General features: G+C 40.5%; 20 protein-coding genes and 1 riboswitch. Of the genes, 7 read left to right on the top strand and 13 right to left on the bottom strand.

The annotated features are described in order from the left end of the window. Window positions 1–121: 121 nt before the first annotated feature. From WFH04_RS01400 to WFH04_RS01380, 5 genes are all read right to left on the bottom strand, one after another. Complete coding sequence (locus WFH04_RS01400; RefSeq protein WP_336822260.1) at window positions 122–577, bottom strand: hypothetical protein; 456 nt, start codon at window positions 575–577, stop codon at window positions 122–124. Further along, window positions 574–1,512: a vWA domain-containing protein gene (locus WFH04_RS01395; protein ID WP_336822259.1), complete on the bottom strand. Its 939-nt coding sequence runs from the start codon at window positions 1,510–1,512 to the stop codon at window positions 574–576. Before WFH04_RS01395 ends, WFH04_RS01400 begins: the two co-directional genes overlap by 4 nt. Window positions 1,513–1,825: 313 nt before the next feature. After that, window positions 1,826–2,014 carry an NUDIX hydrolase gene (locus WFH04_RS01390; protein ID WP_336822258.1) on the bottom strand — a complete coding sequence of 63 codons (189 nt, stop codon included), beginning with the start codon at window positions 2,012–2,014 and terminating at the stop codon, window positions 1,826–1,828. A gap of 6 nt (window positions 2,015–2,020) precedes the next feature. Beyond that, window positions 2,021–2,254 (bottom strand): NUDIX domain-containing protein, encoded by a 234-nt coding sequence (locus WFH04_RS01385; protein WP_336822257.1) that lies wholly within the window; start codon window positions 2,252–2,254, stop codon window positions 2,021–2,023. Between the two features lie 321 nt (window positions 2,255–2,575). Next, on the bottom strand, window positions 2,576–3,493 hold the full coding sequence (locus WFH04_RS01380; protein ID WP_336822256.1) for an SDR family oxidoreductase: 918 nt from the start codon (window positions 3,491–3,493) through the stop codon (window positions 2,576–2,578). A gap of 132 nt (window positions 3,494–3,625) precedes the next feature. Here WFH04_RS01380 and WFH04_RS01375 point away from each other — a divergent pair, with 132 nt between their 5' ends. Continuing rightward, window positions 3,626–3,790, top strand: a complete 165-nt coding sequence (locus WFH04_RS01375) for a hypothetical protein (RefSeq protein WP_336822255.1) — start codon at window positions 3,626–3,628, stop codon at window positions 3,788–3,790. Between the two features lie 530 nt (window positions 3,791–4,320). Here WFH04_RS01375 and WFH04_RS01370 read toward each other — a convergent pair. Genes WFH04_RS01370 through WFH04_RS01355 form a run of 4 tightly spaced genes read right to left on the bottom strand, consistent with a single transcriptional unit; the run spans window position 4,321 to window position 6,938 of the window. Then, window positions 4,321–5,337 carry a ThiF family adenylyltransferase gene (locus tag WFH04_RS01370; RefSeq protein WP_336822254.1) on the bottom strand — a complete coding sequence of 339 codons (1,017 nt, stop codon included), beginning with the start codon at window positions 5,335–5,337 and terminating at the stop codon, window positions 4,321–4,323. After that, window positions 5,330–6,100, bottom strand: coding sequence for a thiazole synthase (locus WFH04_RS01365; RefSeq protein ID WP_336822253.1), 771 nt, complete (start codon window positions 6,098–6,100; stop codon window positions 5,330–5,332). Before WFH04_RS01365 ends, WFH04_RS01370 begins: the two co-directional genes overlap by 8 nt. A 2-nt stretch (window positions 6,101–6,102) precedes the next feature. Continuing rightward, window positions 6,103–6,309 carry a sulfur carrier protein ThiS gene (gene thiS / locus WFH04_RS01360; RefSeq protein ID WP_336822252.1) on the bottom strand — a complete coding sequence of 69 codons (207 nt, stop codon included), beginning with the start codon at window positions 6,307–6,309 and terminating at the stop codon, window positions 6,103–6,105. A gap of 29 nt (window positions 6,310–6,338) precedes the next feature. After that, entirely contained in the window at window positions 6,339–6,938 is a 600-nt protein-coding gene (locus tag WFH04_RS01355) for a thiamine phosphate synthase (protein WP_336822251.1), read from the bottom strand. Window positions 6,939–7,014: 76 nt separating this feature from the next. Next, a riboswitch (TPP riboswitch) is annotated at window positions 7,015–7,123 on the bottom strand. A gap of 155 nt (window positions 7,124–7,278) precedes the next feature. Here WFH04_RS01355 and WFH04_RS01350 point away from each other — a divergent pair. After that, window positions 7,279–7,947 (top strand): DUF3885 domain-containing protein, encoded by a 669-nt coding sequence (locus WFH04_RS01350; protein WP_336822250.1) that lies wholly within the window; start codon window positions 7,279–7,281, stop codon window positions 7,945–7,947. Between the two features lie 47 nt (window positions 7,948–7,994). On the opposite strand, the gene WFH04_RS01345 is transcribed toward WFH04_RS01350, so the two are convergent. Together WFH04_RS01345 and ccsB are read right to left on the bottom strand one after the other, a co-directional pair. Next, window positions 7,995–8,987: a YecA family protein gene (locus tag WFH04_RS01345; RefSeq protein WP_336822249.1), complete on the bottom strand. Its 993-nt coding sequence runs from the start codon at window positions 8,985–8,987 to the stop codon at window positions 7,995–7,997. A 411-nt stretch (window positions 8,988–9,398) separates the two neighbouring features. Beyond that, on the bottom strand, window positions 9,399–10,571 hold the full coding sequence (gene ccsB / locus WFH04_RS01340) for a c-type cytochrome biogenesis protein CcsB (RefSeq protein WP_336822248.1): 1,173 nt from the start codon (window positions 10,569–10,571) through the stop codon (window positions 9,399–9,401). A 166-nt stretch (window positions 10,572–10,737) separates the two neighbouring features. Here ccsB and WFH04_RS01335 point away from each other — a divergent pair, with 166 nt between their 5' ends. Further along, window positions 10,738–12,033, top strand: a complete 1,296-nt coding sequence (locus WFH04_RS01335; protein WP_336822247.1) for a GHKL domain-containing protein — start codon at window positions 10,738–10,740, stop codon at window positions 12,031–12,033. Between the two features lies 1 nt (window position 12,034). After that, on the top strand, window positions 12,035–12,772 hold the full coding sequence (locus tag WFH04_RS01330; protein ID WP_336822246.1) for a LytR/AlgR family response regulator transcription factor: 738 nt from the start codon (window positions 12,035–12,037) through the stop codon (window positions 12,770–12,772). Window positions 12,773–13,570: 798 nt separating this feature from the next. On the opposite strand, the gene WFH04_RS01325 is transcribed toward WFH04_RS01330, so the two are convergent. Continuing rightward, window positions 13,571–14,626 carry an LLM class flavin-dependent oxidoreductase gene (locus tag WFH04_RS01325; protein ID WP_336822245.1) on the bottom strand — a complete coding sequence of 352 codons (1,056 nt, stop codon included), beginning with the start codon at window positions 14,624–14,626 and terminating at the stop codon, window positions 13,571–13,573. Between the two features lie 177 nt (window positions 14,627–14,803). Here WFH04_RS01325 and WFH04_RS01320 point away from each other — a divergent pair, with 177 nt between their 5' ends. After that, window positions 14,804–15,358, top strand: a complete 555-nt coding sequence (locus tag WFH04_RS01320; RefSeq protein ID WP_336822244.1) for an NADPH-dependent FMN reductase — start codon at window positions 14,804–14,806, stop codon at window positions 15,356–15,358. Window positions 15,359–15,546: 188 nt separating this feature from the next. Here WFH04_RS01320 and WFH04_RS01315 read toward each other — a convergent pair whose 3' ends face one another. Then, window positions 15,547–16,203: a reverse transcriptase-like protein gene (locus WFH04_RS01315; RefSeq protein WP_336822243.1), complete on the bottom strand. Its 657-nt coding sequence runs from the start codon at window positions 16,201–16,203 to the stop codon at window positions 15,547–15,549. A gap of 144 nt (window positions 16,204–16,347) precedes the next feature. On the opposite strand from WFH04_RS01315, the gene WFH04_RS01310 reads away from it, so the two are divergent. After that, window positions 16,348–17,019 (top strand): HAD family hydrolase, encoded by a 672-nt coding sequence (locus WFH04_RS01310; RefSeq protein ID WP_336822242.1) that lies wholly within the window; start codon window positions 16,348–16,350, stop codon window positions 17,017–17,019. Continuing rightward, complete coding sequence (locus tag WFH04_RS01305) at window positions 17,016–17,405, top strand: group-specific protein (RefSeq protein WP_336822241.1); 390 nt, start codon at window positions 17,016–17,018, stop codon at window positions 17,403–17,405. The genes WFH04_RS01310 and WFH04_RS01305 overlap by 4 nt, the downstream gene beginning before the upstream one ends. Window positions 17,406–17,442 lie beyond the last annotated feature (37 nt).

The raw sequence follows: 17,442 nt of genomic DNA, 5'->3' as shown, positions 1-17,442 counted from the left end.
CTTGGCTTGAGAACGCTTGCCAAGGAAGACAACCTAAGCCTGCTGGCCCAAACGTAGTAGCGAGCGTTGGTCAACAAGCTGAGCCTTTGATTTAATTTAAATTCAAAGGCTCTTACGATTTCTATTCATCACGCCCGATTTTTTTATCCCTATACTGCTGCTCCTTTTCCATTCCTTCTTTGAAGTACTCGTTAAATTGCTCCCTCTCTTCTTGATGAGTATCAAGCCACGCCTTATTTCCCTCCATTACACCGTATCTCCATTTTTCAAAAACATAACTTGTAACTGCGTATTCTAAATGCCATAAATCTTCCCCGTGTTTTTTTAACAAAAACTCCTGCGCAACAAGCATTCGTTCCTTCTCACGTTCACTTTTCTCTTTAATCCTCTTGCCTAGTTCACTTGCCCATTCCCTTTTCTCTTTTCCAATCGCTGTCGTTTGTGAAGTTCCTTCCTTTCTCCATTCCATCCAACGGTTTTGTAATTCTTCGTACTGCTCCCTCATATACGCTTTCAAATCGCGCTCTGAGTTCACATACGTAAAGTCTCCATTTCCTGCATCCGCTACTTCTTTCAACAGTTTTTGCCCTTCGTTGTCGACGTCAAATCCGATAATATTAACGACTGTTTCAATGTCCGCAGCGACAAAACCTTTGCTGCCTGGACAGGGTCGCCATCACAAGTTTCGATGCCGTCACTGACAACATATACGACAACATGGTCGGTATTTTCGGGAATGTCCTCCGTTACCGTCTCAAGCGCAAGCCCGATCGGTGTCCATCCCGATGCTTGGAATGAATTCAAAGACTGCTTGAACTTTGCGCTATCAAAATGACCTTGGAACAAGTTTTCTGAGCTACTGCACGACAATTGTTTGTCTGCCACCGTTCCAGTCCCTTTATGGCCGTATACCCTTAACGAAATTGTCGCTCCTTCAGGCACTTGTTTAGCGAACTCATAAACAGCTTCTTTCGCTGCTTCCATCCGTGTTTTATTGCCAACTGCCGCTCTCATGCTTCCGCTCGCATCGATTAGAATGGCATAATGCGCTGTTCGCAATTCAGGTGAATCAATTTTATCATCAGGGCGTTCAATATTTACTTCAACAGTTGAATCAAAATGAATAAGCTGATCGACTTCTTCGTGATAGTCTTCAGACAATAAATAAACAAGTTCTTTTAAAAATTCCTCTTCCGTTAAATCATTCGGCAGCTGATCCAAATAATCAATTACTCTATTCTTATCGTAATGTTCTCCACTATATATACCAGGTTTACGCAACATTTCCTGCTCCACTTCTGTTAGTGCTCGTGGAGCATCAATCTCATAAAAATCATCCTCCAATCTACCATTGTCTTCCTCAATCTCTTCATTCTCAGCAGCTTCTACAGTTTCAACTTGCTGCTCTTCTTCACCCGCGCCATTGTCATTTGTCACTTCCGGATTTTCTTTTGCAGAGCATGCTGTCAATAATAGAAGGGATAACAGCGATGCGTACAAAATACTTCTCAAGTCGCCAACTCCTCACAAATTATATTGTATTTTATATTAGTACAGATTATTCAGAAGTCAAAGGGTCGGAAAGTCTAATAGTAAATGAGAGAGAATTTAAATATGTATTTTTGAGAGAAAGCAGTAGAAGTCTTCAAGGCAAATTATTAACTTACCTATGAGTGCAAGCGATGCAAAAGAAGAAGAAATTGTATAAGCGTTAGAAGGAATACGATTTTAGTGAGAACCACCCTTAAGCGAAGGTGGTTCTTCCTTTATATTAAACTTTCCTACTTAGCAATAATTGAAATTCCGGATGTGTTTTGTACTCCATCTACTCCACAGCGTTTTCAAAATCGGAGTACGATTGTAACCTAATTCGGATTGCAGGCTCTGTCACCATTTCAAGCACCTCGTTCTTTGGCACCCAGTGGCAATCCGATGTTTCTTCCGATGTGCACAGTTCGCCGCCGATCGGCTTACATGCAAAATCGAACATCACCTTTGTCGGTACATCCGTCATGCTATCCTACCATTTATAGATCCCTGTATTTGAGTACACGCCAATGAGGTGTTTCACTTCAACGTCAATCCTACTCTCTTCCTTCACTTCACGAATTACACCATCCATCAAGTTTTCTCCTACTTCAACTTGTCCACCTGGAAAAACCCATCCTCCATGCTCGGTTTTCACTACTAATAAATTGCCTTCCAAATCTTCTACAAGGCCCCCACAAGCAATAATATGCGTCGGCATTTTCATATCCCATTCCCCCTTATCAATCGATCATACCAATCCCACAACATTCCGCAAATCAATTCCCCTTGAAAATAGGCAGTTTATGCGCAATTCCAAAGGTGTTATGCGTTCTGTAGGCAAGTTATGCGTTTTTTAATTGGAATATGAGTTGTGGACTTGTCGATATGCGTCAAATTGATAAGTTTATGCGTTGTTGTATGATTTTATGCGTGTTTGAAGTAGATTTTCATGGACGTTTCGGAAGTGGTAAGTTTATGAATCAATCAAAAAGAGCTTCCATAGTTGGACGCGCAACTTCGGGAAGCTATTTTTAGGTAATGGAATTTATGAAGTAATAAATTCCCCGCCATTCACATGGATCGTCTGCCCCGTGACAAATCGGGAATCATCTGAGGCAAGATAAACATATGCAGGGGCTAATTCAAATGGCTGCCCTTGGCGGTTCATCGGGTTGCCGGCTTGCGTAACAACATCTGCTGAGAAGCTTGCAGGGATTAATGGCGTCCAAATGCGCCCTGGCGCAACGGCGTTCACTCGTATTCCCTTGCTTACTAAGCTGTTCGAGAGTGCTCGTGTAAATCCGACAATTGCAGCTTTCGTCGCCGTGTAATCGATCAGCTGTTCATTGCCATCGTACGCCACAACGGATGCTGTATTAATAATGGCGCTTCCTGCTTTTAAATGAGGCAGCGCTGCTCTCGTCGTATAAAAATGCGAGTACACATTCACTTTAAAAGTGTCGTCAAACTGTTCATCTGTAATATCCAATAAGCTTAACTGCTGGAATTGAATGCCTACATGATTGCAAAGCACATCCAATCCGCCAAATTCCTTCACTGTCTTTTCAACAATATGAATGCAATGCTGTTTGTTCCGTACGTCTCCCGGAAGCAATAAGCAACGCTGCCCTAACTCCTCAATTCTTCCCTTCGTCCGGCTCGCATCCTCATGTTCATCGAGGTAAGCAATTGCAACATTTGCTCCTTCCTTCGCGAATGCGATGGCGACGGCTGCTCCAATTCCACTATCCCCTCCTGTAATTAAAGCGACTTTGTTGGTTAGCTTTTCGGATCCTTTATAAGATGGATTTTCGATAATCGGTCTCGGATTCATTAACTTTTCTACACCGGGCTGTCGATACTGACGCTGTTCTGGAACGGTCATTGGCACGTCTTCGTATTGAGTGATTTTGCCATAGTTCGGTTGCATCGGATATGCCGAAAAATCATCATGATCGTTCATCATTTTTGTCCCCTCTCTCAAAAGCCTTTCAACGGCATAGTATGATACGCCCAATCGTTGCGTTACTATTTCGCACAACAATTCATTCAAGGTTGAATATGATAGAACAATTGACAATAGGAGGTTACGATCATGCACTCAACGAATTCATGCAATGCAGATGTTTTACTGACGGATGATTCGGATGAAAAAGTGACTGTTCATTACGGTGAAACTACATTTCGGCTGCCTAAAATCGGGCCAAGGCCGCCATTTTATTATAACCCGAGATGCGAACCGTATTATCCAGAAATTTAAGAATAAAGCCAATAGCAAAAGTATATCTTCGTCCTCCAGCTTTCAGTACAATATCCGAATAGCGATACCATCTAATCCTTATGTTAGGCTTAAGCGATTACAATGAAACGAATTTCGGAATGAGAGAAAAGCGTAATTCTACTCTTTGTACTAACTTGATTAGTGTGGTTTCTTTACTTATTAGTGCATGCTTGAGATAGGTATGGAGACCAGGTCCGATGATTTCGGAGCGTGGATAGAGGTAGTTTTATCGGATGAATGAAAGGGAATCGATGACAAAATAAGTAAAACAATAGAAATGACGCCTATTCACATCGATTCGTGTTCTCCTGCAAGCAAAAAGACATATGTTCAAGGAAGTAGGGAGGACATCCCAATAGTTTAAACGATCTCCGACGATTATAGATATCAATTCACTAAGTTCAGTTTGTTCTCTTCTATAGATAGTTTGAAAAAGGGAAGGCTCACGGATTAACGTCTATCCGGCTTCCCTTTTCATATGCTTAATTCATATACTGCCCATCAATAGTTCAACCAAATAATTCGGCAGCAACTTTCTTTGCAGTTATAATATCTTTTGTGCCGTGGATGAGCATTCTACCGTCGCGAAATAAGACGACTCGTTTCCCATTGTACTCGCAAGCGACCAAATGCTGATTATGGATCATGTTTGCAACTGAATTCCGGATCGACTCGGCAAAATGAGAAAGTTCAACTTGTCTTTTTTCCGGCCATGTCAATTGGACAGTGTCCCTTCCACAAAGCACTGCCGGCCGCATTGCATTTCGAGCATTCAGGAATGGAAAAATCGCATTTTCGGAACAGCTCGGGCAGTTTCTTTTTTTCAAATCTCCTACTTGAATTGACGCCCGCTCTTCAGTCCATACATCAACGGATTCTAATTTGGGCTCAATCTTTGTTCCTGTCAAATATTTCAATACACCCGTAATTTGACGGGCAGCTGTCGTGACGACAATCGGACTGATGACGCCGACCGTATCGCACGTCATATTCAGTGTTGGAAGTGTGTCCAAGAGACAGTGGAGACAAGGTTGGCCGCTTCTAACACCGATTGGAAACGTCAGACCATAACTGCCTACACATGCCCCCATGAAAAAAGGCAGGCCGAGTTTCATTGCCGCGTCATTGGCAAGCATTCTTGTTTCCATATTGTCTGTTGCATCCACAATCACATCGTGTCCTGTAAATAGATCAAGAACATTTTCAGGAGTCACATCCGCAACAATCCCTGTAATGTTTACATCACTGTTGAGAGTAGACAATCTCCTCTCGGCAGCCACAGCTTTTGGCACTTGATGTACAGCATCCTGCTCAGTGTATAGCTGTTGTCGATGTAAGTTCGTCCATTCAATTATATCCCTATCTACAATTGTCACTTGTCCTACACCAGCACGAACAAGCATTTCAGCTCCCGAAGAACCTAATGCTCCGGCACCTAAAATAAAGATACTCGCTTGACCTAATTTTTTTTGCCCTTCCTCTCCTATTGGAGCGAATAATTCCTGTCGTGAGTATCTTTCATTCATTTAAAACGAACCCTTCCATCGGACTGCTTGCAACGGCATAATTACGTTTCGGCATCCGCCCTGCTTCAAACCCAAGTCTTCCCGCCTCAACGGCAAGTTTCATAGCAAGTGCCATCTTAACCGGATCCTTCGCTTCAGATACTGCGGTGTTGAGCAGTACCCCGTCAGCACCTAATTCCATTGCATACGCCGCGTCCTTTGGCGAACCGATACCAGCGTCTATAATTACCGGCACATCTGATTGCTCGATAATGAAAGACAAATTCATCGGATTTAAAATGCCGCGTCCCGAACCGATTGGAGATGCGCCCGGCATGATTGCATGAACACCTAACTCGCATAATTTCCGGGCAAGTACAACGTCATCCGATGTATATGGCAAGACAATAAAACCTTCAGCCATCAGCATTTCTGAGGCGCGCAGCGTTTCAATAGGATCCGGCAGCAACGATCGGTCGCAGCCGATGATTTCTACTTTCACCATATCGCAGAGCCCGGATGCCTTTGCTAATTTGGCAATCCGAAGAGCTTCCTCGGCAGTTTTAGCCCCTGCAGTGTTCGGCAGCAATGTGTATTTCGTCAGGTCAAGCTGTTCCAATAAATTTGGTTGTGAATTCTCAAAAATATTCATACGTCTTACTGCAAATGTCAGAATTTCTGTTTCGGACACACGAACAGCTTCCTTTTGTGTTTCATAGGAAGGATACTTTCCTGTCCCTAACAATAATCTGGATTGAAATGTCTTATTTCCGATCGTTAACATTTTTAGCCTCCTCCTACAAAATGAACAATTTCAATCTTGTCTCGGTCATTAATAGGTTTGCAGTATTCTTTCTTTGACAAAATGCTATTGTTTACCTCGACGACAGCAATACGTTCGGACACCTTCAAATGTTCGAGCAATTGTTGCATCGTCTCAATTTTTAGTGGCACTTCATATCTTTTGCCATTCAATTCGATGATTTTTCGCATTTGCACTCCTCCTCTTTGTATAGAATGATTCAATCTAATTTCATTTCAACCTTGTAATTGGATAGAGCTAGTTCTGGAGAACTGCTTGTGAAAATAGCAGACATAAGTGCGACGCCCGAAACACCACCACTTTGGAGTAAGTTCACATGCTCAGGAAGGATGCCACCGATTGCATAGATTGGCAAAGGGATTGATTGGCAAAGCTTGAAAAGCTCCTCACTTCCTCGAGGGGGCAGGCCATTTTTAGATGCAGTTTCGAACACATGCCCATATAGTAGCCAATCAGCTCCTGCTTTATATGCCATTTGGGCTTCTGCAATGGAATGGACGGATCGCCCAAACGATAACATAGGAAAATGCTGTCGCAGCTTGTCAACAGGCAGCGCATGTCCCGGAAGTTGTACACGCCGTATTCCTGTAAGCAGCGCAATATCAGCGCGACCATGAACGATTATTTTTTCTTCATCAAAATTAGCTGTTTGCAAAAGCCTTATTAGACTAAGAACCTCTGCATCCGTCTTTAACGTTTCCCTCAAAATTACCGCGTCAATAGACGCCTCTATTCGAAGCAGAATGTCCAGAAGCTCCGAATTGTCCATTCGGCTGTTCGTCACAGCAATTAAATCCATTACCATCCCCCCAATTAACTAAAAAGACCACTCCCTATGTAAGGAAGCGGCCTTATAATTAGCATGAAAATGCATAGCAAAAAAGACACCACTTCCCTACGCAGGTTCGAACCTGTTCAGGTAATAAGGGTATCAGAGTTCAACTCTTCTCTCAGTCCTTTAAAAGGATTCCCCTAATGGTCAAAAAGTTATGAAATTAGTATCCAATAAAAGCTTACCACTTTATCTGAATGATTGAAACTATAAAACGTATATCCACTATTCTTTTAATAACTTTTATTACCCATTTGCCTTTCGAACGAATGACATGCAAAATAGTTATGAAAGGCAGGCGTGTCTATTGAATGAAACATTAAACGATTTCTTGTATAAATATTTCGACAACCTTCTCTTAAAGCCCCCACTCTTCTATTCATGGCATTATAGCATTCGATTTGAGATCGCAAAGCCCGGCTCCGAACATGAAGACAAACAAAATATGAAGCAAATTCAAGAGAGAAGCAGGACGTTATTTGATACTGTTTTTGAGGATGAGGATGAACTATTATTCGTCAGCAATATCCACTGTGAAAAAGCGAATCATTTTTTACAAAAACGGCCAGCCAATATTTATCGCAAATATGTGAAAGACAAAAACAGACGGATGCAATTAACGCATAGCGTTTTGCCAAGCCTCATATGGGATGCCGATGAGGATGATTATGACACAATGGTGACCCATCAATTTGTATTGGCATGCTCGAAACAGGGGATCGCTTATGCTGATCTTTTATTGGCGATTAGCCATAATGATTTTGCGCACCCTATACGAATCTTAAAAAACAATATCAAGGATGGCTGTGATATTTTCTTCGTCAATGTACCGAAAAAAATGATCTACCATTTATACGATGATCGAGGTTGTGACATTATTGCTGTAAATATCGAAGATTTGCGAGAGCTCTATGAAAAATACAATGATTGGATATTAGATTATGATCGTGAAAGAATTGACCTTTTATTCACCTAAAAAAGCCGGAAACTATGTTTTCCACTCGTTTCCGGCTTGTCATCATTTTATATAATTTTCTCCATTTGATACTCAGAAAGCTCTTTATAATATTTGTTCATGGAAGAAGGGGACACGCCAAACCATTCGGCAATCTCCTTTAGTGTCATGGAGAGTGGCTCGAAGAAAGTTTGCTCCTGTCCAAAACGGATTGCGCCAGCAGCTATGGCAACTTCTTTTCTAGCATTGGGCTGCTGTTCAACTAAATAATCTTCAAGCATTTCAATGAATTTCTCAGATTCGCGATCATGTTGTTCCAAAAACTTCACGACATGCTGTAATACGCCTGCTTCAAAGTTACTAAACTCTTCTCCTGCGTAGCCATCCGCCACTAACATGCGCCAAAACTCCAACGTATTCTCTTTCAAGAAATCGGCAGCCGTCTTATCGTTTTGTGCTGAAAACTTATTAGCAAATGCGTTAATTTGCGCTGAATGGTCAACGGGGAAGAAAATGAGTGTCGATACTGCTAAATAATGATCTTCTTTTAAACGATTGTCAGGCAAAATGAAGCTGAAAAGGTGTATGCCGTCAGGAATCGGCTTGTCGCTCTCTCTGCGAAGCTTAATGGATTCGTTCTCAAAAATATTGCTCACCGTCATATACTCATCTTCTACCGCTTCTACTTGTCCAATGAACATACGAGGACTTTGCCAACGGTCCAATACTTGCAATACAGAAGGCCGTACAATCTTTTTCTTCTGCTTCTTCAAATAGTCTTCCCAAATATCGGGTCGTTTATGGAAAAAGAATTCATCCAAGGCGATCGCTTCGATCATTTCTTCCATAAGAGCTTGGCCCAACTCTTGTTTCCATTCGTTTGCAGCCTCTATGTATTCATAAATGTCTTTTCGCGTAGGATATTCATCATAAAAATTTTGTAAAACCCGTTCCAATTCTTCCATTTGCACCGTCTCAACTGTTACTGCCTGTTTACTAGCGCAGCACTTTTTATACTTTTTACCACTGCCGCATGGGCAGGGATCATTACGTCCAACCAACAAAAACACTTCCTTTTATCAATCACTCCTCGGCATGCTTTGGAGCCAAAACACTTGCCGATTACGCCAAATCACATTTATCCAGTCATTTTCAAAATGGACGGCTTTATAAGTTTAACATATTTTAGGCTATGCTTCATTCCCTTAATTAGCCACATAGCAAACGTTTTATTGTCATTGAATAGGATGATCAATTAACCAAGCTTCATTGTGCATATCTCAAACGTCTGCTGAATAAAGTTGAATATATCCATGCAAAGGAGTGATCGGGTGGCAAAATGCAAAAAATGTGGTGCTAACAAAACTGAATGCAAGACATGCAAGAAATGCAATTGACTATACGAATACATTGAACAATTAGTAAGAGCATAGATCGCAGTTATTTAGTTCCCGAATGGGGACTTTTTTTATTTACGCATAGGAATGCAATCCTGCGATAACTAAATTGACGAATACTTGGTTAAAGACGATCAGGCCAAACCCGATAATCGCCATCCATGCTGTCCGGTTGCCTTCCCAGCCCTTTGTCGTTCGCAAATGCAAAAGACCCGCGTAAAATAGCCATGTAATTAAAGCCCATACTTCTTTCGGGTCCCATCCCCAAAACCTCCCCCATGCGAGATGCGCCCAAATCATTGCAAACAATAATCCGCCCAATGAAAATAGCGGAAAGCCGATTACAACGGCACGGTACGTTATTTCATCCATTACTAAAGGATTTACTTTTTGTGTGAGCGGCTTAATTAGCTGGCTAATGTTTTTACGTGCTGTGATTCGTACTATCAAATAAATGACCGTCCCGTATAGAAATGCCCAGACGATCGTGTTTAGCTTCTGTGCATCGATCGAATTCGTCAGCTCGATCCATCCAAAGCTTGTTTGCTCATGAGCCAACTTTGCTCCGTCATTTACGAAAAGAGCAGGCATTTTATAAATCACTCTCTCGGCTGTACCAGTTTTATTTTCGAATTCAATCATCTGTTCATCGTATGTAAATGAAAAAGTGATGGAGCTTATAATAAAACCAACGACGATTACGAGGCAATACATGACGAATTCCAATCCACGTACACCGCCCGCCTTTTTATCCACATCCGTCGCACTTACTAAATAAATAATACTTGTCACAAACGCAATTGAAAGAATCGCGCTTGAGATTGCAACAGTAATTACATGTACGGAAAGCCAATTGCTTTGCAGCGCTGGAATAAGCGGTGAAGCTTCACTTGTAAAAACTGACCCATACCCTATAATGATGAGAGAAATTGGAATAGAAAATAACAGTACTACAATTTGTTTATAGAGATGAAAGATGAGCAATGTGCTTCCAATAAGCATAATGCCAAAAAAGGTCATGAACTCGTACATATTGCTAACAGGGGCATGCCCGATCGCTGCCCATCTTACGAAAAAATAAAGAAGCTGCATGAGAAATGCCAAATGGGTTACACCGATCCCGATTCGGCTTGTCCAAACCCTCTTCGACTTTACCGCCATACCGATCGGCAATATTGCAAGCAGCAATACGATAAACGAGACGAATAATGATTGGCTGCTCAGTTCAATCATACTTTCAGAATTCATTCAATAAACCTCCAGTTTCCATAAGTCTCTAAGGTAGTTGTTTACATCAATAGCCCATTATACATAGAGTTGAGGTGATGTAAGCTTTGTTTCTCTTCAACGTCTAAAAAACAATCCTAACCGTCTAATTGGAATGCAATGACATTGGAAAAAGGAAGTATCTATGATGACGTTTATAGTCTTTAGTTTATTTAATTTCATAATTGTTTACGGGTCATTATTTTATATTTTATCGTTAAAAATAACAGTAAAGCGCTTTTTACTCAGCTTGATATCCAACACAATCATTTCTTTTTTCGCTATCTATTATCAAGATTCCATTTGGATTTCCATGAGTTTAAGTATTTTATTGGCCGGCGTTCTTTTCTATTTATTTTCCAAGGATTATCTTGTTTTTCACCATCTCTTTGTCATTCATATCGGGAGTATTTTAACCGAGTACACAGCATTATTAGTCCTTGATTTTTTCCATTCATCCCTTTATAGAGCTACTCTTTTGCTTGTAGTCCAATATATTTTAATAATTTTTATTCAGTTTACTTTGTTTATCGTCATCTATAAAAGAATCATTACCCGCTATCAAAAGGATGTGCAGCTTTCCTCTGTATCAAAAATCGTATTGTTATTCATTGTAGGTATTACCTTTTTCGTTTTTTATGCACTTGTTTTCATCCCTTCCGAAATAGGTGACGTTGACCTATCCGGACTCAATTTACTGTTGCTACTGTTTTATTTTTTAGTAATGGTAGGACTTACCGGAATTGTTTTGCGTACGATACTGAAGGAAAATCAAATCCATAGAAAAATGATGGAGCATCAGCAATTCACACACTATATGCATGCGTTGGAGCAAGTGAACCGTGATATGCAGTCTTTCCGGCATGATTATGCCAATATCCTTATTTCTTTGCGCGGCTACATTGAAAATGAGGATTTGAAAGGATTGCAAACGTATTTCAATGAACATATTGTAAAGGTGGAAGAACGCACGCTTCACAAAAACCAGATGTTCAACCAACTTGACCGGCTAAAGCTAATTGAACTAAAAGGACTGCTCGCTACAAAATTGCTTTCGGCGGATGAAGCTTCAGTGCCCGTAAATATAGAAATTCCTGATACAATCGATACGATAGCAATTGATATAATCGATTTGACACGAGTTATAGGGATATTCTTAGATAATGCCATAGAAGTTAGTGCCATGATGAATGATCCACAAATCAATATCGCATTCATTTCAAGGAATACTGAAATCATTATCGTCTTTGAAAATCGCATCATGGAAGATAACTTAGTGATCAGTCGTTTATTTCAGGAACATTATTCAACGAAAGGAAACGAACGAGGATTGGGGTTATCCAATGTAAAAGCTATTTTATCTAACTATCCAAACGTCTCACTTAATACATACATTGAAAATCATTGGTTTGTTCATGAAGTGATCATTGAGGAGGTGCGTTAAAATGAAAGTTGTCATTTGTGAAGACGATTCTCTTCAAAATCAAGCATTGTTTACAGAGATCAATAACTACGCCATGTTTCATGAACCGAGTATCGAAGTTGTCCTATGCGCAAAAAAACCTGACGAAGTGTTGAAGTATTTGAAACAACATAAGGCAGATTGCTATATATTGGATATTGAATTGAATGATGATATGGACGGTATGGAATTGGCGATGGAAATCCGTAAAAACGATCCGCTATCTACGATCATTTTTATAACGACACACGCGGACCGACTCAAGTTGACCTTCACCTATAAATTAGCTGCGCTCGATTTCATTGTAAAAGATACACGAGAGCAAATTTCCTCACAATTGAGGGACGCTCTGCAAGCCGCCTTTTCGAAATACAAACAGATCGGTCAATCAGAACAAGCAGCTATGATTCAAATCCAAATTGGTGAACGCATTAAAAACATTGCAATTGATGATGTTTTTTATATTGAAACATCTTCAACACCTCATAAACTTACTCTGTATGAGAAGAACGGCATTTATGAATTTTATGGAAAACTTTCAGAATATGAACAATTGGATGCTTCCTTTTATCGTTGCCATAAAAGCTATCTTATCAATCTCCAACATGTCATAGAGTTCGATAAAAAAGAGCGATTCGTGCAAATGACAAATGGCGCTGTCTGTGAAGTTTCATTTAGAGGAATGAAGGATTTGAAAAAGAAAATAAGTCTTGTCTACTAAAACATTCCTACTTACGTCGAAAACACGCATAAAATGATACAACAACGCTAAACCTATTAATTCGACACTTACGCCCATCAAAAACACAAAATAGTGAGTCTCCCCAATAACTGAACTCGTATAATTATGAAAGGAATTAGAAGGAGGAATCAATAAAATGAGGAGATTGCTTTTAACCTATACTTCTTTTTGGTTGTTCTAATCATGATAAAGACACGGAAAGCTCCGCGCAAGTTAACCTTGAAAAAGCAAGTCAAACAATTGATGAATCCGCTATTAACTCTGAAACATTAGAAGAAAAAATCAACTCCATTATGGCGGAAAAGGGTTACCCCAATTCCGAAGTTATCAAAATTAATTAAGGCGACTCTTTGAATGGACATTCAAATACAGTCACAGCATCTTTTATTAAAAAAGCCCTCATCTTCCGACAGAACTGTTATCGCGAATAAAGGGAGGCAGCTATTGATCGTTTTTTCCCATATGAGCATAAAAAAAGAAAAGCAGAAGTTCCGCTTTTCCCATGCAGCATGAAGAATCGTCGAGAAAACTATTGAAAAAGACAGACCTATCCCGTTTCTGCAGTACAGAGCCTTTGAACGTATTCAATTACTTGTTCAAAGCTATGCAACGGATTCTGAAGGAATGCATTTTCAATCCTCCTCTCCTTCAAAGTGAAGCTCATTATACAAACCCAATATTTCAAGTCAATTTACAGTACCGGGCGACCCATTTTTCGTATGGGGGATAAATCCGCCCAAATATTTTAATTAATTTCCGCAGCTTTCCTGCAACAACTTACTCTTTGTTCTCTCGCTCCCAACGCTCTACTTCCCTTCGAACAATCGGTGCCACTTTTGTTCCTAAAAGTTCAATCGCCCGCATCACATCATCATGAGGCATCGAACCGACTGGTACGTGGAGCATGAAGCGTTCTACTCCAACGTTTTTGCGAAGGAATAGTATTTTTTCCGCAACCGTTTCTGCATCTCCTACATACAGAGCACCTTCCAAACTGCTCGCAGCGTCAAATGTTCCACGTGTATACGGGCCCCAGCCGCGCTCTCTTCCTAACACATTCATTGCTTGTGCAGTCGATGGATAAAATTTATCTTTCGCTTCGGCAGTCGTTTCACCAACAAATCCATGGGAATGAGAAGCGACTTTCAGTTTAGAAACATCATGGCCCGCTTGCTCTGCTGCCCTCTTATATAAATCAACAATAGGAGCAAATTGTAATGGGCTTCCGCCAATGATCGCTAACACAAGCGGCAAGCCTAAAACTCCTGCGCGTACAGCTGATTGAGGTGTACCGCCGCTCGCAATCCAAATTGGCAATTTGCCGTGTTCGGCCCGAGGATAGACGCCTAAATTCGGAATGGACGGCCGGTGCTTCCCATTCCACGTCACTTTTTCAGATACATTTATTTCAAGCAATAACTGCAGCTTCTCATCAAATAATTCATCATAATCTTGTAAGTCATAACCGAATAAAGGAAATGATTCGATGAATGATCCTCTGCCCGCCATAATTTCTGCCCGTCCGTTTGATATGGCGTCAACTGTTGAAAATTGTTCATATAACCGTACGGGATCATCTGAAGACAACACAGATACAGCACTAGTCAATTTAATTTGTTTTGTCCGTGCTGCTGCAGCGGCAAGCAAAACCGCCGGCGATGAACAGGCGTAATCTGCACGGTGATGTTCGCCAACTCCGAATACATCTAAACCGATTTGATCTGCTAAAACGATCTCTTCAACAACTTCTCGAATTCGTTCAGCATGGCTTACTACTTTTCCCGTTTCCACGTCAGGTGTTGTCTCAACGAATGTTGTAATTCCAATCTCCACGAATAACTCCTCCTGTTTATAGGACATCTACGTAGTATAATTCCTACCAATTTTAGCATAATACAATTCAAGAAGCTCATTAAGTATCTTCAATTCAAGATGTTTTGTTTGTAAACGGTATTTTTTTCATTTAAAATACTATTTAAAATTCATTTTAAAAAGGACAGGTGATGGTAGATGGTTAAAGTCGGTATAATCGTAGGATCTTTAAGAAAGGATTCCTTTTCCAAAAAAATTGCTAAAAATGTCGCTACCTTATTTCCTAATGGGTTTGAAACAGAATTTGTCCAAATCGGAAATTTGCCTTTGTATAACCAAGATTTCGATGATACAAATGATGCCCCTTCAGAATACAGCAGTTTTAGGGACGCGGCTAAGCAACTTGATGCGATCTTATTTGTTACGCCCGAATACAATCGATCCGTTCCGGCCGTCCTGAAAAATGCATTGGATGTAGGTTCTCGTCCTTATGGACAAAGTGTTTGGGACGGCAAGCCTGCGGCGATCATTAGTCAATCTCCCGGTAAATTAAGTGCCTTTGGTGCGAACCACCATTTACGCCAATCCCTTGTATTCCTCAATATGCCAGTATTGCAGCAGCCTGAGGCGTATATCGGTAATGTTGGAAATCTCTTAGATGACAGTGGAAAAATTAACGACGACAATACAGTGCAATTTTTACAATCCTTTGTCGATGCTTTTGTTGAGTTGATTAAAAAATATGTAGCCTAAAAACTAAGTGAAGGGATGTACTCACATCTCTTCACTTTCATCTTGTTCCTTCTATTAACAATTCCCTATATAACCCTCGATTGTTTTTTCAATTTGCTGTTTAGAATAGCCTTGACGCAATATCATATTTTCAACTTACTAACATGCCAATAGACCGGTTCGTCCGTTCTCTTCTAATGGTTATAAGCTTATTCTCTCTCACTAAGCGCCATTATGTCGATTCCTTTAAGCGCCTGTGCAGCAAGACGATCCGCTTCCATATTCGCTTTGCGCGCCACCAACTCATATTCCGGCCTGATGCCAAGAGCTTTCAGCTTTCCTACGATTCGATCCGCCCAAGAGTACAAATGCTGTTCAATCACAGGCCACTCTTCGCTTAAATGATTTATGACAACTCTTGAATCCCCTTTGAACATGACAGGAAGATGATGTACATTCAAAAACTCTAACTCCTGCACAGCCAAATGGAGTGCTGCATATTCCGCTTCATTGTTTGACACCAATTCTGAAACCAATGCGTTTCTCCTCAAACGGTATGACTTCCCGTTTTGCTCATAATAGATGACGCATCCTAAGCCCGCAGTCTTTGACGATACATCAAACCCGCCGTCAAAATAAACAGTAATATTATGAGGCTCCGTTTCAATTTCCTTTACATAACTTTGCAATTCTTTTACTGTCCACGAAGTTCCGACTTGATCGATGAATGTCACAGCTTTCAAACGCCCAGTCCTTTTTAAATCCTCCGCAATCATGACTGCTTGCACTGCTTCCATTTCATCTGAACGAAAAGTCGTTTCCAACGCCTTCGATGATTTATAAATCCATTCAAGTTTACCTTTCATGCTGCACCCTCCTCACCCTATCTTCTCTCACATAGTTACAAACATGCACTGTACTGGCTCGTTTATCTCTTTCCACATAAGGATCCCCTTCACACTACTTCTCTATGCTAAACTTTTGATAGTAGTTGAAAGGAGAGAGGACCGATGAAGTCAGTAATTTTTGATATGGACGGCACTTTATTTCAAACAGATACGATTTTAGAGCTTTCACTTCATGATGCATTTGAAAATCTTCGTTCTTTACATCAATGGAACGGGGCAACGCCAATTGAGGAATACCGAGAAATTATGGGCGTTCCATTGCCGAAAGTGTGGGAAGCTTTATTGCCAAATCATTCTCTATCAATAAGGGAACAAACAGATGCCTATTTTTTACAACGCTTAATTGAAAATATATATCATGGACGAGGTGCACTGTATCCGAACGTAAAGGAACTATTCGAATACCTTAAGGGAAATGGATGGTCCATCTTCATCGCCAGTAATGGTTTAACAGCCTATTTAGAAGCAATTGTAGACCATTATCATTTGGAGCAATGGGTAACAGAAACGTTTAGTATTGAGCAGATTGATACGTTAAATAAAGGGGATTTAGTGAAAACGATCATAGAGAAATACGGCATTACAAAAGGAGCTGTCGTAGGAGATCGCCTTTCTGATATTAACGCTGCAAAAGATAATGGCTTAATAGCGATCGGATGCCATTTTGACTTTGCAAAAGAAGTTGAACTAGCGCACGCTGACTATGTTATTAAGGACTTGTTGGAGCTAAAAACATTATTAAAGAAATCCAGAAGTAAGGGGATCCGGTCATGAAATTTTATATCGCTTCGTGTTTTGCAAACATCGAAAACGTCACCATGCTTTCCAATGCGCTAAAGTCAAAAGGGCATATCCATACATACGATTGGACAAAAAATGGTCGGGCATATTCCTTTGAGCTTCTTTCGAAAATTGGAGAAGAAGAAAAAATGGCGGTGAAAGACTCCGATTTTCTTGTACTTTTACTTCCGGCAGGAAAAGGAAGTCATATAGAGTTTGGAATGGCCTTATCGCTTGGAAAAAGAATTTATCTCTACTCGCCTACAAATGAACTATTCGATTTTGATAAAACAAGCACATTTTATCATGTAGAAGGTGTCGATAAGTTCGTTGGAACACTTGATTCCTTCCAGGAATACATAATTGAATGTGAAAAATGACATATTTTACGACAATCAAAAACCTAACATGCATACA

It is taken from the genome of Sporosarcina sp. USHLN248 (assembly GCF_037144575.1).
GTDB classification, from domain to species: Bacteria; Bacillota; Bacilli; order Bacillales_A; family Planococcaceae; genus Sporosarcina; species Sporosarcina contaminans.
Note: the sequence above shows the minus strand (reverse complement) of the source record. Positions and strands in the feature narration are given on the sequence as shown.